We start from the raw sequence: 14,474 nt of genomic DNA on the forward strand, positions 1-14,474 counted from the left end.
GGCATCAAGCAGCCGATCTCCAGCATCCTCGACGCCGCGGAGGAGCACCGCGCCGACGTGATCGGCATGTCCGGCCTGCTGGTCAAGTCCACGGTGATCATGAAGGAGAACCTCGAGGAGATGAACTCCCGCGGGGTCTCCGCCCGCTGGCCGGTGCTGCTCGGCGGCGCCGCGCTCACCCGTGCCTACGTGGAGAACGACCTGTCCGAGGTCTACCTCGGCGATGTGCACTACGCCCGGGACGCCTTCGAGGGACTCCGGCTCATGGACGCGATCATGGCGGCCAAGCGCGGCGAATCCCCCGTGGTGGACGAGGAGCTTCGGGCGAAGGCGGAGGAGCGCCGGGCCCGCCGGCAGCGCTCGCTGCGCATCGCCGAGGCGCGCAAGGCGGCGGCCGAGCCCGAGGACGCCCCGGTGCCGGCCCGTTCTGACGTGGCCACCGACGTGCCGATCCCCGCGCCGCCGTTCTGGGGCACCCGGGTGCATCGCGGAATCCACAGCGTGGCGTACACCCGGCTGCTGGACGAGCGCGCGACCTTCATGGGCCAGTGGGGCCTGCGCGGCGCCCGCGGCGGCAAGGGTCCCACCTACGAGGAGCTGGTGGAGACCGAGGGCCGGCCCCGGCTGCGTGCCCTGATGGACCGGCTGACCACCGACGGTGTCCTCAAGCACGCGGCGGTGGTGTACGGCTATTTCCCCTGTGTGTCCGAAGGGGACGATCTGGTGGTCCTCTCCGCGCCGGATCTCGATGCGCCCGAGCGGACTCGGTTCACCTTCCCCCGCCAGCGCAAGGAACGGCGGCTGTGCCTGGCCGACTTCTTCCGCCCACGCTCGTCCGGCGAGGTCGACGTCGTCGCCTTCACCATCGTCACGATGGGCCAGCCGATCGCCGACTACGCCCAGGAGCTGTTCAACGCCAACGCCTACCGCGACTACCTCGAGGTCCACGGTCTCGGCGTGCAGCTCACCGAGGCGCTGGCCGAGTACTGGCACCTGCGCATCCGCAGCGAGCTCAAGTTCGCCTCCGGGGAGTCGGTCGCCGCCGAGGACCCGTCGGACGTCGAGGAGTTCTTCAAGCTGGGCTATCGTGGTGCCCGGTTCTCGTTGGGCTACGGCGCCTGCCCCAACCTGGACGACCGGGAGAAGATCGCCGCTCTGCTCGACCCGGAGCGCATCGGCGTCAAGCTTTCCGAGGAGTCCCAGCTCCACCCCGAGCAGTCCACCGACGCGATCGTGCTGCACCACCCCGAAGCCAAGTACTTCAACACGTGAGGTTGGACGATGGCGACCGTTGTCAAACGCGTCCGCGCCGGCCGGCCGGTGTTCTCCGTCGAGTTCTTCCCACCCCGCGACGCCGAGGACGAGCAGCGGCTGTGGCAGACGATCCGCGACCTCGAGATGCTGGACCCGGCGTTCGTGTCGGTGACCTACGGGGCGGGCGGCTCCAGCCGGGACCGCACGATCCGCACGACCGGCCGGGTCGCGCGCGAGACCACCCTGGTGGCCATGGCCCACCTGACCGCCGTCGACCATTCGGTTGCCGAGCTGCGCAACGTGATCGGCTGGTACGCGGCCGTCGGCGTCCGCAACATCCTTGCCGTGCGGGGAGATCCACCCGGTGATCCCAACGGCGAGTGGGTGCCTCACCCCGAGGGCCTGAGCTACGCCGACGAGCTGGTCCGCCTTGTCCGCTCGCTCGGCGACTTCTGCGTCGGCGTCGCCGCCTTCCCGTACGGCCATCCCCGCTCGTCCGATGTAGACACCGACACCGACTACCTGGTGCGCAAGCTGCGCGCCGGCGCCGACTTCGCGATCGCCCAGCTGTTCTTCGAGGCCGAGGACTTTCTGCGGCTGCGCGACCGGGTGGCCGCCCGCGGCTGCGACACCCTGCTCCTACCCGGTCTCATGCCGCTCACCACCCGGCGCACCCTCGACAAGGCCGTCGAGCTGTCCGGCGCCACCCTCCCGCCGTCGCTGGCCGACCGCCTCGCCCCGTTCGCCGACGACCCCGCCGCCTTCCGCGCCGCCGGCATCGACATCGTCACCGAGCTCGGCGCCCGCCTCCTCGCCGAGGGCGTCCCCGGCCTGCACTTCTACACCCTCAACCGGGCCAAAGCGACCAAGGAGGTGGTCGCCCGGCTGGGCCTCGCGTCCACGCCCATGTCGCCCGCCGCCTAGGCTCGCAAACCGAACCGGCTGGTCGGTATTGACATACCGGCCGGTCGGTTTTACTGTCGCCATGAAGGACGACGCCACCGGAAAACTCCCTGGTCGGGACCGGGGCGTCCACCTGAGGTCACCGACCCCACGGCGCGGCGCCACGGCCTGTCAGGGTGGAAAGCCGACCATGTCAACGCCACTCGCCTCGCGCCCGGCCCCCTCCTGGCTCCGCGACCTCACCGACGCCCGCACCACCTACGAAGAGACCCTCGGCTGGCCCGTATCCCTGCACATCACCCTCCGCACCCCCACCCTCGTCACCGGCGCCACCCTCACCGCCATCACCGTCCCGGCCCACCTCGGCGCCCGGGTCCGCCAGGCCCTCGCCCTCACCCTGCTCCCGGCCCCCATCCTCACCACCCCACCCGCCGCCGAGTGGACCTTCCTCACCGCCCCCGTCCCGCCGGTCCGCTCCGACACCGCTCTCGCCCTCGCCGCCCTCCACGTCCAACTGGCCCCGCCCGGCACACCCATTCCGCTCCCGCTCACCCCGACAACCACCACGTCCCCCGGCTCCCGCTGGCTCGAACCCCCCACGCCCCACCGCCCACTCCCACCCGGCACGGCCGTCATCGCGACCATCCGCCGCCTCACCCACCACACCCAGCAGGCCGCACAGCCCCACCTCCGCCCCCTGTCAACCCCACCATCCACAGCCGTCCACCTGTCCACACCCACCCCCAATTCAAGATCATCCGTCCACCCCCACCGGTACAATGGACGTGGGCTCGCCCCCCGTGGAGTGGTGGGGGCTGCTTAGTTATAGGCGCTGCGACGCACGGAGTCGTTGGGGGGCAAGGGTTTTCGTGGGCCGACGGGTCAGGCTGGCAGGGTGACGGTGAAGGCGGCGCCGCCTTCGGGGGCGGGGCCGGCGTGGATGGTGCCGCCCATGCGGGTGACGAGGCCGTGGACGAGGGCCAGGCCTATGCCGGTGCCGACGGGGCGGGTGCCTTCGTAGCGGGAGTGGAGGAAGCCGCGGTCGAAGGCCATGGTGTAGTCCTCATCGGACAGTCCGGGGCCGCCGTCGCGGACCTGGAGGGTGGCCGAGGTCGGGCCGGTGGCGAGGGCGAAGACGAGCGGGCGGCCGGCGGGGGTCATGCGCACGGCGTTCTCGGCGAGGCCGTCGATGACCTGGCGGAGGCGGCGGGGGTCGGTGTGGACGACGGCCGGGCCGGGCGGGACCTCGAGGCGGAACACGATGCCGGCGGCCGCGCAGCGGGCGCGCCAGACGTCGGCGGCGCCGGTGAGGAGCACGGCCAGGTCGACCCGGGTGACGTCGAGGCGGAAGTCGGCGGCGCCGAGGCGGGCGAGGTCGAGCAGGTCGGACACCAGGCGGTCGAGCCGGCTGGCCTCCTGCCCGATCACCCGCGCGACGCCGGGGACGTCGGAGCCGGTCACCACGCCGTCGGCGAGGGACTCGGCGAACCCGAGCACGGCGGTCAGCGGGGTGCGCAGCTCGTGCGACACCGACAGCAGGAACTCGCGCTGCCGGGATTCGCTGCGGTGCAAGGCATCCGCGAGCTCGTTGACCGAGTGGGCGACGAGCGCCACCTCGGCCGGGCCCTCAACCGGCGCGCGCTGGTCGCGGCGGCCCTGGCTCATGCTGGCGGCGACGTCGGCGGTGCGGCGCAACGGTTTCGACAGGCGTCGGGCCAGTAGCAGGCCGGCCGCGGCGGCCACCAGCAGGCCGATACCGAGGGCCAGCACGATGTTGCCGGTCAGGGCGCGGCCGGTGCCCCTGGCGACGGCGGCCTGGCGCACCATGGCGAACGCGGTCAGCTCGTCGATCGCGCGTGCCTCGACCAGGAGGCGGTCGCCGTCCAGCTCGATGGTCGCGTGTACGGGGGAATCCAGAGTCCCCCGTTCGAGCCCGGCCTGCCGCGCGGCCCGGACCGCTCGGCCGTCGGCGCCGACCAGGTTGCCGGTTCGCTGCCGCTGCACCACCGAGATGCCCTGGCCGTGCAGGATGTCGATCACTCGGCGGATGCCCAGCTTCGAGTCGGCGAGCTGGCCGGCGATGACGTCGGCCTGGTCGGACATCGTCTGCCGGGTGAGGTCCTCCGCCGTGCTGACCACCAGCCGGGTGGAGATCAACCCGGCGACCACGGCCATCACGCCGGCCACCACGAGGCAGATCGCGGTGACCCGGACCGCGAGCCCGGGCCGCCGCTCGCTCAGCACGACGTGCCGGACGAGTCCGCGGCGTACCCCACGCCGCGGACCGTCCTAATGGGACTCGAGGAGCCCAGCTTTCCCCGCAGCTGAGCGATGTGCACGTCGACGGTCCGGGTCCCGGCCGCCGCGGAGTACCCCCACACGGCGCTCAGCAGCTGCTGACGGGAGAACACCTGGCCCGGCCGCCGCATCAGGTGGGCCAGCAGGTCGAACTCGGTCGACGTCAGCATCACCTCGTCGGCGTCCGTCCACACGCGACGCTTGAGCAGGTCGACCCGGACCCCGCCGACCTCCAGCACCTCCGAGGCCGGGACGCCCTCGGACCGCCGAAGCACCGTGCGCACCCTGGCGACCAGCTCCCGCGGGCTGAACGGCTTGGTCACGTAGTCGTCCGCGCCGAGCTCGAGCCCGAGCACCCGGTCCACCTCGTCGTCGCGCGCGGTGACGAACAGGACCGGCGTCCAGTCGCCGCCGGCGCGCATGGTCCGGCACACCTCGATCCCGTCCAGCACGGGCAGCCCGACGTCGAGGATCACGGCCACCGGGCGCATCGAGCGCACCGCGGCCAGCGCCCCCCGCCCGTCGGTCTCGACGTGTGTGCCGAACCCCTCCCGGCGCAGGTACATGCACACCAGGTCGGCGATGGCCCGGTCGTCCTCCACCACCAGCACGAGTCCACGGCTCACCGAAAGCCCCGCCGCGGACTCCGTCGCTTGCCCCACAGGCGAAACCCTAGCCGTCGTTCAGCTCGGACTCGATACCGTCCAGTGTGGACTCGATGTCGTCGAGCTGCCGCTCCATGGACGGTCCCGGCCGGTCGGTCAGCGGCGGCGCGCCGCCAGAGCCGTCCCGGCACCCGCCGGCCAGCACCAGCACCGCCCCGACGAGCACGGCCGCGACCCTGGTCACTTCGCCCCGCAGTGCGCGGAGCGGAACTCGGACACCCAGCCGTTGATCTTGTTCAGCTCGTCGATCCGGCCGGCCCGCCGCTCGGCCTTCTCCTCGAGCAGCTGCGCGCTGGTCTCCCGCCCGGCGTCGCGCTCCTGCCGAGCCTTCTCCTTGAGCCACGCGACGGATCCGCGCACGTCCGCGCCGCCGTTGATCCGCTCGATCAGCTTGGTCACGCGGTTGGAGATCCGAGGCAGCCGTTTGTCGCACAGGAAAGCCACCTGTTCGGGGGTGAGCGTGATGGTCACCGATCCCGACGGCGGTGGCGACGGCGACGGCTGGGCACTCGCCGTGGCCGCGCCGCCCACCATGAGCGCGGCCAGGACACATCCGGTCAACACGACTCGCATGGCTCACTCCCTAACGTTTGATCGTGATCGAGCGAGCACCACAGTGGCCGCGCAAGATGAGGGACCGGCCTGGGTGTTGTTCGAGGTATGTAAAGCCCGGACTGGTCACCGCTGGTATTCGTGACGGAGCGTGACGTGATCCCATGAAGCGAATACCGCCGTTAGTGGCCAGCATTGGGCCGGCTGGACTAAGTTCGTCCGGTACGGAGTCTGCATCACGGACCGGTAACCGCCGGGGGAAAGCGGGCGCAGTGGGCACCAGTACCGGGTTGACTGTCGTGTCGTGGAAGCTGCCGTGGTGACCACCGCGCCGCCCGACGCGCCGGCCGGCCGGGGGGCACGCAGAGTGCTCGCAAGCCCGGCGGCGGCGGTCCGGCAGGTCACCCGATCGGCCGCGACCACGCCAGGGCGACTGTCGGTGATCGCCGCCGGTCTGGTCCTCCTCACGGTGCTGACCGGAATCGTGGGCGCCCTTGCCCTGCAGGAGAAGCAGACCACGATCGACAACCTGATCGAGCACCGGGAGCCGCTCGCCGCCGCGGCACAGCAGCTCTACCGCTCGCTGTCCGACGCCGACGCCACCGCGGCCAGCGCGTTCCTGGCCGGCGGCGTGGAGCCGGACCCGCGCTACGAGATCGACATCGCTCAGGCCGGCGCCGCGCTGGCCAAGGCGTCCTCCGACGTGGGCGGCGATCCCGAGGCCGAGGCCCAGGTGCAGCAGCTCAACCAGCAGCTGCCGGTCTACACCGCGCTGGTGGAGACCGCCCGCACGTACGACCGGCAGGGTTTTCCGGTCGGCGCGGCCTACCTGCGTGAGGCCTCCGGGCTGATGGCCGAGAAGATCCTGCCCGCGGCCGAGCGGCTCTACCAGAAGGACTTCGACCGGCTGGGCGCCGAGCAGGACGAGGCCCGCGCGTTCCCGTGGGTTACGGTCGGGCTCACCCTGCTCCTGCTCGCCGCGCTGATCGCCGCGCAGATGTACCTCACCCGCAAGACCAACCGCCTGATCAACGTCGGCCTGTTCGCGGCCACCGTGGCGGTGCTGCTCGGGCTGGTCTGGGCGACGGTGGCGCTGCTGATCGAGTCGGCCAACGTCGCCGATGGCCAGCGCAACGGCTCCGATCAGGTCGAGGTGCTGGTCAACGCCCGGATCGTCACGCTGAAACTGCGCGCCGACGAGACCCTCACGCTGGTGGCCCGGGGTGACGGCCCGGAGTACGAGGAGGACTTCCAGAAGCTCAAGGCCCAGGTCGAGGGCGACTCCGAGGCCAACCTGCTGGTGCGGGCCAAGAACCTGGCGTCCAGCCAGCAGGTGGCCGACGAGGTCCAGGCCGCCAAGGACAACACCGATGCCTATCTCCGCGCGCACCAGCGGGTGCGCGAGCTCGACGACAACGGGGACTACAAGGCGGCCGTCGAGCTGGCCACCAAGGAGAACGTGCCGGACGGCAGCGCCACCGCGTTCCGCCAGCTCGACCAGAACCTGATCAGCGCGCTGAACGCGGGCCGGCAGGAGTTCCTCGACCAGACGCTGACCTCCCGGCAGGCGCTGACCGCCCTGGTGCCCGGCTTCGTGGTGCTCCTGCTGATCGCCGCGGCCGGCATCGTCCTTGGCATCACCCAACGACTGCGGGAGTACCGATGAGGCGGGCGGGGGCTGCGGTTTTCGCGGCCGTGGCGGCACTTCTGGCCGGGTGCGGGGCAACCGGCACGCCGGTCGACCCGGCCCCGATCAGCTCCGCCGACCGGCCGCGCCCGGTCGGCGTGCAGGAGAACCCGACGACGGGATCGGCCGCGCCCGCGCAGCCGTCGTGCCCGGCCGACGGTCGGGCCAGCTTCCGGCCGGGTCCGCTGCCGCCGCCCGGCCAGATGCCCGACGGCAGCACCATGCGGCGGATCTTCGATCGGGGCCGGCTGGTCGCCGGCGTCGACCAGAACAACTTCCGGTTCGGCTTCCGCAATCCGAGCACCAACGAGCTCGAGGGGTTCGACATCGACCGGGTGCACGAGATCGCCGCGGCGATCTTCGGCGATCCCAACAAGATCCAGTACAAGGTACTCTCGTCTGCGGAGCGGATTCCCGCCCTGGAGAAGGGCGAGGTCGACATCGTGGTGCGCACGTTCACCGCCACCTGCGAGCGCTGGGAGAAGATCAACTTCTCGAGGATCTACTACGTGGCCCAGCAGCGGGTGCTCGTGGACGTTTCCTCGCCGGCGACCAGCCTGGACGACCTCGGCGGCAAGAAGGTCTGCGCGCAGCGGGGCAGCACCTCGATCAACACGCTCGCCACCTACCGGAGCAAGCCGGTTCCGGTGGCGACCGACACCTGGTCGGACTGCCTGGTGATGCTGCAGCAGCACCAGGTCGACGCCGTGTCCACCGACGACGTGATCCTGGCCGGGCTGGCCGCGCAGGATCCGAACGTGAAGCTGGTCGGGCCGTCGATCAGGGACGAGCCATACGGGATCGGCGTCGCCAAGCCCAACGAGGACCTGGTCCGGTTCATCAACGGCGTGCTGGAGCAGTCCGTCCGGAATGGACAGTGGGCGGCGAGCTACGCCCTGTGGGTCGGCAGCCGCACCGGCCAGACCGCCTCCCCGCCGCCGGCGCAGTACCGGGACTGAGTGATGACGCCATGACCAGATGTCCCAGGCCGGGTTGCGGCGGCGAGGTCGTCGACGGCAACTGCCGCGCCTGCGGCATCGCGGTGACCGGGGACGTCGACCCCACGGCGCGGGCGGAGCAGCTGCGCCGGCAGGCCGCGGCGGCCGCCGAGCAACTCGGCCGCGCGGCGGTCGCCGGCGGCGAGGGCACCGGGTGGTTCCGCCCGCCGGACGTGCTCGCCGGATCGGACGAGGCGCCGGCCCCCGCCCCGCGGCACCGAAAGCCGGACGTGGCCGCACCGTCGCCCGTTGCGGGCGGGCCGGCCGCGCCGGCCCGCGGCGGCCAGGCCCCGGCATGGCAGTCGCCGGCCGAGCGCACCGCGCACCTGCCCGGCAACTACACCCCGGCCGGCGGGCAGCGGGCGCTCCCGATGCCGCCGGGAATGCAGTGGCCGCAAGGGGTTCCGGTGCCCAGGGTGCTGCCGCGGGAGCCGGCTGCCCGGCCCGGCGGCACGACCGAGGACGACCAGCAGCCGACCAGCGCGCTCGCCGCCACCCCGCCCACCCTGTCCATCGAGCCACCCAAGCCGGTGATCGCGGAGCCGCCGGCCACGCAGCCGCCGACCCATCCCGGGCCGGGCACCGACGGCCGGCAGACCAGCGACAGCCAGCCCGGCACCGGGCCGTTCCCCGGCGCGGCCCGGCGCACCCAGTCCCGGACCACCGGCCGGGGCCGGCTGGGCGCCGGGCTCGTCGAGGTGCCCGTGGTGCCGGTCAAGGACCCGTCCTCCGCGGTGCTCGAGGACCCGGTCGTCGCGGAGAGCAAGCGGTTCTGCAACAACTGCGGCGCCGAGGTCGGCCGGTCGAAGGACGGCGAGCCCGGCGCCGCCGAGGGCGAGTGCCCGCACTGCGGCACCCCGTTCAACTTCCGTCCCCGGCTGCACCGCGGCGACCTGGTCGGCGGGCAGTACGAGGTGCTCGGCAGCATCGCCTACGGCGGGCTCGGCTGGATCTACCTGGCCAAGGACCACAACGTCAGCGACCGCTGGGTCGTGCTCAAGGGCATGATCGACACCGGCGACGCCACCTCGATGGCCAGCGCGGTGGCCGAGCGCCGCTTCCTCGCCGAGGTCGAGCACCCCAACGTGGTGAAGATCTACAACTTCGTGCAGCACCCGGACCCGAAGACCGGCACGAGCGTCGGCTACATCGTGATGGAGTACGTCGGCGGCCAGTCCCTGCGCCAGCTCGCGCTCGAGCACCACCGCACGTCCGGCCGGGCCGAGCCGCTGCCGATCGGCCAGGTGATCGCCTACGGGCTGGAGATCCTGCCGGCCATCGGCTATCTGCACAGCATCGGCATGCTCTACTGCGACCTCAAGCCGGACAACGTGATCCAGTCCGGCGAGCAGCTCAAGCTGATCGACCTCGGCGCGGTCCGCCGGATCGACGACTACGACAGCCCGCTGTTCTTCACCCTCGGCTACAGCGCGCCGGAGCTGGCCACCGAGGGCGCGTCGGTGGCGTCGGACATCTACACGGTGGGCCGCACGCTGGCGGTGCTGTCGATCGAGTTCGCCGGCTACACCACCAAGCACAAGCACAGCCTGCCGGGGCCGGACACCGAGCCGCTGTTCGCCCTGTTCCCCTCCTACTACCGGGTGCTGCGCCGGGCGACGCACTCCGATCCGCGGCAGCGGTTCGGCTCGGCCGAGGAGATGGCCGACCAGCTCACCGGCGTCCTGCGCGAGGTGATGGCGCTGGGCACCGGGCGGCCGCGGCCGGGTCCGTCGACGGTCTTCGCGCTGGAGACCCGGACGTTCGGCTCCGGCCTCGTGGTGGCCGACGACGGCCGGTCGCTGCCCGTGCCGGATCCGATCGAGGTGGCCACGGTGCTGCCGCTGCCCCTGGTGGACACCGACGACCCCGCGGCGAGCGTGCTGGCCAGCATCACCGTGACCGAGCCGGCCGAGCAGGTCGCGGCGCTGTCCGCGGCGCCGCGTGACTCGATCGAGGTCCGGCTGCGCCTGGTCAAGGCGTACATCGAGCTCGGCGACCTGCGCGCGGCCGCGGGCGTGCTCGAGTCGGCACGGGCGCTGGTCCGCCACCCGGCGGACTGGCGGCCGGAGTGGTACCGCGGGCTGATCGCGCTGGCCATGCGCAATCCCAGGGAGGCGCAGGCCGCGTTCGACCGGGTCTACGACGCGGTGCCCGGTGAGATCGCGCCCAAGCTGGCGCTCGGGGTGAGCGCGGAGTTCGCCGGCGAGCACTTCCCGGCGGCCAGGTTCTACGAGCTGGTCTGGCGCACCGACCGCAGCTACGTCAGCGCCGCGTTCGGCCTGGCCAGGGTGTACCTCGCGCAGGGCGCCAGGGCCGGCGCGATCGAGGTGCTTGAGTCGGTGCCGGACACGTCCAGCCACTACGTCGCCGCGCAGGTGGCCGCCATCAAGATCAAAACTCGGCCCGACGAGGTCACCCGGGTCGCCGAGAACGACCTGCACGACGCCGCGCGCCGGCTGGAGCGGCTGGCCCTCGACGCCGAGCGCCGCACGCAGCTGGCCGCCGAGGTGCTCGAGACCGCGTACGGCTGGGTGCGCGCCGGCCGCCCCGGTGCCGCCCCCGGCCCCGGTAGTGCCGCCCGTCTGCTCGGCTGTGCACTGTCCGAACGGGAGCTTCGCTTCGGCCTCGAGCGCTGTTACCGCGCCCTTGCCCGCCTGGCAAGCACGCCCGAGCAGCGGCACACGCTGGTAGACAAGGCCAACAAGATTCGCCCCCGCACGCTCACCTGAGCTCGACGACCGAGATCTCCGGCGCCGCCCCGACCCGCACCGGCGGACCCCAGAACCCCGCGCCCCGCGTCACGTACAGCCACGTGTCGTCTACTTTGGACAGACCGGACAGCGACGGCTGGACGAGCCGGACCACGTGGTGGAACGGGTAGAGCTGGCCGCCGTGCGTGTGCCCGGACAGCTGCAGGTCGACGCCGCGCTCGGCGGCGCCGGCGACCTGAACCGGTTGGTGGGCGAGCAGAACCACCGGGCGGGCGGGGTCCCGCCCGGCCAGCGCCCGGTCGAGGTCCGGACCGTCGGCGACCGAGCGGCCGTTGACGTCGTTGATCCCGGCCAGGTCGAAACCCGCGTCCCCGCGCTGGATCCCGGTCCGCTCGTTGCGCAGCGGCTGCACCCCGAGCCGTTCCAGCTCGGCCATCCACGGCTCGTACCCCGAGTAGTACTCGTGGTTTCCGGTCACGAAGTACGTGCCGTGCCCGGACACCAGGTCCTGCAACGGTTCCACGGCCGGGCCGAGCTCGTCGACCGTGCCGTCCACCAGATCGCCGACGATCGCCACCAGGTCCGGCTCGGTCTCGTTGATCATGTGGACGATCCGCTCGGTGTGCCCGCGACCCAGCAGCGATCCCAGGTGGATGTCCGACACCACGGCGATGCGGAACCCGGCCAGCCGGGGATCCAGCCGGCGCAGCGGCACGCTCAGCCGGGTCACCTCCGGCGGCCCAAGCGCCGACACCATCCCGGCCCCGACCAGACCCGCCGACGCCACCCCGGCCGCCACCGCGCACCCCCGCGCCAGGAACACCCGCCGCGTGTTGGCCTCCGGCGTCGCCGTGTTGGCTTCTGGCGTCGCCGTGTTGGCCTCCGGCGCGGTCATCGCCGTGGCCACCACCGGCCCCCGCCGCGTCCAGCCCCGCAGCGCCAACCGCGGCAGCTCGAGCACCGCCAGGACGAGGAACAGGTACGCCATCAGGCCGAACCACACGAACCCCGGCCACGCGAACCAGCGCGCGATCCCCGGTCCGACCAGCCGCCCGACCACCAACGTCAGCGCCACGAGCGCGGCCAGCCCGGCGAGCACCAGTCCGCCCACCCGCCGGGCCCGCCCCGCCTCGGTCGTGTCCTTGACCAGCCGCTTCCACAGGTACAGGTGGATCAGCGCGACCAGCCCGCCGACCACGAGCGCAAAGATCATCGAGCCGTCCGCCTAAGGGTTGATGTCGTACCGGCGCCGGCGGACCAGGCTCGGATCCCTGGCCACCGCCTCGAGGTCCTGCTTGCGCCCGTGCGTGGTGAAGTGGCTGAAGTCGACGGTGACGAACAGTGCCCTGGCCCGCAGCGCCAGCGGCCCTTCGGGGTCGTCGAGCCGGCCGTTGGCACTGGTGTAGATCTTCCGGCCGGCGATGCCGTCGAGCCGGGCCGCGATGTACAGCGTGGACCCGACCGGGACCGGGCGCCGGAAGTCGGTCTCCAGCCGCCCGGTCACCGCGGGCCGGCGCAGCAGGTGGCCGACGGCCGAGCCGAGCGCCTCGTCGAACGCGCAGGCGAGCAGGCCGCCGTGGGCGAGGCCGGGCGCGCCCTGGTGTGCCTCGGTGACGGTGAACCGGCCGAGGATCGTGTGGCCCTCGCCGATCGTGGTCCGCAGGTGCAGGCCGTGCTCCTGCTCGTCGCCGCAGCCGAAGCAGTAGGCGTAGTGCTGCGGCAGCGTGGTGCCGGGCGGGGGCACCTCCGGGTGCGTCGGGGCCGGCTCGGTGGCGACCGGCGGCCATGGCTGGGGCAGGCTCACGAAGCCCACCCTAGATACCGGGTTGCCGACCCGTGCCGTCGCGCTGTCCCGGCGTGCACCCGTCATCGACGGTGCCCCGGTGAGTCCTTCACCCTGGGTGGCGTGACGGAACCGGACGACGTGCCCGCGAGCGAGCCCTCGGTCGTGGAGATCGTGCTTCCGGTTCTGGAACGCAGCTCCACGGTGGCCGAGCGGCTGGCCCTGCTCCTGCTCACCGTGTTGCCCAGTTGAGCGCGCAATGTGACGAACTGTGCACAGGGCCGCATATGGTGGACCTCTGCCCTCTAAGCTTTGCGCCGGCGTGGAGGTGTGCATGTCTGGTGAGCGGATTCGCAGCGAGCGCGACGCTCGGGACCTGACCGACGAGTACCGGGTCCGCAAACCCGGTAAGTCCAACGCGAAGGTGCGGGTCGGCGCCCGGCCCGACCACCGGATGGCCGGCACCGGAATGGACGGGTTCGAGTTCGATCCCGCGGCGATGGCCAGGGCCCAGGGCAAGCTCGAAATGCTTCGGAACGAGCTGGCGGAGCATCGGAGGACGGCGATCGAGCTGGCGGAGGATCTGCCGGACGGCTCGAGTCCGGTCGCCCGGCGGATGCGCCAGGTCTTCCTGCAGCGGGCCGACCCGGAGACCGGGGTGCAGGCCGTGCTCAAGGACTACCTCGTTGAGCTGCAAGAGATTCAGACCGCCATCGACCTGACGCTGAAGACCTACGCCGCGATGGACGCCAACGCCACCGCGGTGCTGCGCGCCGCCGATGACACACGCCCGGGGGAGGGGGACTGACATGGCCTACAAATCCGAGGTGCATCCCGACCCGGAGCGGGCAGCCCGTGGCCGGCGCAGACGCCGGAAGAATCGCCACCAGGCCGATCTCGGCGTCTTCCCGGCCATCAACTGGGACCACTACCACCATTACGAGCTCTACGACATGATCATGTCGGCACGGCCGGTCCCGATGGGGCAGCAGGCCGTGAAGTGGCGCAAGCTCGGTCGGGCGATCAAGGAAACCACCGACGAGGTGAAGAAGACGCTGGACGAGCTGCTCGGCACCTGGCACGGCACGGCCGCGGTGCGGGCGGCGGAGTCCAGCACCGAGCTCGCCCAGTGGGCCGACACGGCGAGCCAGACCGCCAAGGAAATCGGCGCCGGGCTCGTGAAGTACACCGACGCGGTGGAGCGCGCCCAGCGCGAGATGCCGCCGCCGGAGTTCGCCACCGCCGAGCAACGGTTCCTCGAGGGCTACGACGTGAAGGGGTCGGGCGGTCCCAGCACGGCGATCCTCATCCGGCAGCTCCTCGACGACCAGAAACCCAACTTCGACAAGCAGGAGGCGGCGAAGGCCGAAGCCGTCCGGGTCATGCAGGTCTACGGCACCCAGAGCCAGGACGTGCACGACACCGTGCCGAGGTTCTACGACGCGCCGACGCTGCCGGACCAACCGCCGCCGGACGCCCCGCCCACTCAGGGGCCGGGACCGGGCGGCGGTCCGCGGCCAGAGGAGAACCCGTCGGGCACCCTCGGAACCGATGACGGCACGACCGCGGCCGGCTTCGCCGACCCCGCGTACGGCCCTGGCGGGTTCCCGCCCGGCCAGGGGC

The 14,474-nt window shown here is 72.2% G+C and carries 15 protein-coding genes; 9 read left to right on the forward strand and 6 right to left on the reverse strand.

Annotated elements, in window-relative coordinates:
* From VGX25_RS03320 to VGX25_RS03330, 3 genes are all read left to right on the forward strand, one after another.
* Positions 1-1,272: vitamin B12 dependent-methionine synthase activation domain-containing protein (locus VGX25_RS03320; RefSeq protein WP_326916071.1), on the forward strand; the 1,272-nt coding region annotated here is incomplete at its 5' end.
* 9 nt (positions 1,273-1,281) lie between these two features.
* A complete protein-coding gene (gene metF, locus VGX25_RS03325) occupies positions 1,282-2,178 on the forward strand; it encodes a methylenetetrahydrofolate reductase [NAD(P)H] (RefSeq protein ID WP_326916072.1) in 897 nt (298 codons plus the stop codon).
* Positions 2,179-2,347: 169 nt separating this feature from the next.
* Positions 2,348-2,980, forward strand: coding sequence for a hypothetical protein (locus tag VGX25_RS03330; protein WP_326916073.1), 633 nt, complete (start codon positions 2,348-2,350; stop codon positions 2,978-2,980).
* Positions 2,981-3,039: 59 nt separating this feature from the next.
* Here VGX25_RS03330 and VGX25_RS03335 read toward each other — a convergent pair whose 3' ends face one another.
* The 4 genes from VGX25_RS03335 to VGX25_RS03350 form a co-directional block, all read right to left on the reverse strand.
* Entirely contained in the window at positions 3,040-4,332 is a 1,293-nt protein-coding gene (locus VGX25_RS03335) for a HAMP domain-containing sensor histidine kinase (protein WP_326916085.1), read from the reverse strand.
* A gap of 62 nt (positions 4,333-4,394) precedes the next feature.
* Entirely contained in the window at positions 4,395-5,117 is a 723-nt protein-coding gene (locus VGX25_RS03340) for a response regulator transcription factor (protein ID WP_326916074.1), read from the reverse strand.
* A 10-nt stretch (positions 5,118-5,127) separates the two neighbouring features.
* Positions 5,128-5,304 (reverse strand): hypothetical protein, encoded by a 177-nt coding sequence (locus VGX25_RS03345; protein WP_326916075.1) that lies wholly within the window; start codon positions 5,302-5,304, stop codon positions 5,128-5,130.
* Complete coding sequence (locus tag VGX25_RS03350; RefSeq protein WP_326916076.1) at positions 5,301-5,693, reverse strand: hypothetical protein; 393 nt, start codon at positions 5,691-5,693, stop codon at positions 5,301-5,303. The genes VGX25_RS03345 and VGX25_RS03350 overlap by 4 nt, the downstream gene beginning before the upstream one ends.
* 283 nt (positions 5,694-5,976) lie before the next feature.
* Here VGX25_RS03350 and VGX25_RS03355 point away from each other — a divergent pair, with 283 nt between their 5' ends.
* The 3 genes from VGX25_RS03355 (at position 5,977) to VGX25_RS03365 (ending at position 11,086) form a co-directional block, all read left to right on the forward strand.
* A complete protein-coding gene (locus tag VGX25_RS03355; protein WP_326916077.1) occupies positions 5,977-7,338 on the forward strand; it encodes a hypothetical protein in 1,362 nt (453 codons plus the stop codon).
* A 29-nt stretch (positions 7,339-7,367) separates the two neighbouring features.
* Positions 7,368-8,318 carry a glutamate ABC transporter substrate-binding protein gene (locus VGX25_RS03360; protein ID WP_326916078.1) on the forward strand — a complete coding sequence of 317 codons (951 nt, stop codon included), beginning with the start codon at positions 7,368-7,370 and terminating at the stop codon, positions 8,316-8,318.
* 422 nt (positions 8,319-8,740) lie between these two features.
* Positions 8,741-11,086, forward strand: a complete 2,346-nt coding sequence (locus VGX25_RS03365) for a tetratricopeptide repeat protein (protein ID WP_414635708.1) — start codon at positions 8,741-8,743, stop codon at positions 11,084-11,086.
* Here VGX25_RS03365 and VGX25_RS03370 read toward each other — a convergent pair.
* A complete protein-coding gene (locus VGX25_RS03370; protein WP_326916080.1) occupies positions 11,079-12,281 on the reverse strand; it encodes a metallophosphoesterase in 1,203 nt (400 codons plus the stop codon). The genes VGX25_RS03365 and VGX25_RS03370 overlap by 8 nt on opposite strands.
* Positions 12,282-12,293: 12 nt before the next feature.
* Positions 12,294-12,872, reverse strand: a complete 579-nt coding sequence (locus tag VGX25_RS03375; protein ID WP_326916081.1) for a PaaI family thioesterase — start codon at positions 12,870-12,872, stop codon at positions 12,294-12,296.
* 102 nt (positions 12,873-12,974) lie between these two features.
* Between VGX25_RS03375 and VGX25_RS03380 the strand changes: the two genes are divergently transcribed.
* From VGX25_RS03380 to VGX25_RS03390, 3 genes are all read left to right on the forward strand, one after another.
* Positions 12,975-13,103 carry a hypothetical protein gene (locus tag VGX25_RS03380; RefSeq protein WP_326916082.1) on the forward strand — a complete coding sequence of 43 codons (129 nt, stop codon included), beginning with the start codon at positions 12,975-12,977 and terminating at the stop codon, positions 13,101-13,103.
* 82 nt (positions 13,104-13,185) lie between these two features.
* Entirely contained in the window at positions 13,186-13,659 is a 474-nt protein-coding gene (locus VGX25_RS03385) for a hypothetical protein (RefSeq protein ID WP_326916083.1), read from the forward strand.
* A gap of 1 nt (position 13,660) precedes the next feature.
* Positions 13,661-14,474, forward strand: an 814-nt coding sequence (locus tag VGX25_RS03390; RefSeq protein ID WP_326916084.1) for a PPE domain-containing protein, incomplete at its 3' end; no start/stop codon positions are given.

It is taken from the genome of Actinophytocola sp. (assembly GCF_035942955.1).
Lineage (GTDB): Bacteria > Actinomycetota > Actinomycetes > Mycobacteriales > Pseudonocardiaceae > DASYTH01.

Excerpts from the sequence above, each read along its gene's own strand:
- metF (WP_326916072.1), top strand. The coding sequence starts at position 1,282 with ATGGCGACCGTTGTCAAACGCGTCCGCGCCGGCCGGCCGGTGTTCTCC.
- VGX25_RS03330 (WP_326916073.1), top strand. The coding sequence starts at position 2,348 with ATGTCAACGCCACTCGCCTCGCGCCCGGCCCCCTCCTGGCTCCGCGAC.
- VGX25_RS03335 (WP_326916085.1), bottom strand. The coding sequence starts at position 4,332 with ATGGCCGTGGTCGCCGGGTTGATCTCCACCCGGCTGGTGGTCAGCACG.
- VGX25_RS03350 (WP_326916076.1), bottom strand. The coding sequence starts at position 5,693 with ATGCGAGTCGTGTTGACCGGATGTGTCCTGGCCGCGCTCATGGTGGGC.
- VGX25_RS03365 (WP_414635708.1), top strand. The coding sequence starts at position 8,741 with ATGCAGTGGCCGCAAGGGGTTCCGGTGCCCAGGGTGCTGCCGCGGGAG.
- VGX25_RS03370 (WP_326916080.1), bottom strand. The coding sequence starts at position 12,281 with ATGATCTTTGCGCTCGTGGTCGGCGGGCTGGTCGCGCTGATCCACCTG.
- VGX25_RS03385 (WP_326916083.1), top strand. The coding sequence starts at position 13,186 with ATGTCTGGTGAGCGGATTCGCAGCGAGCGCGACGCTCGGGACCTGACC.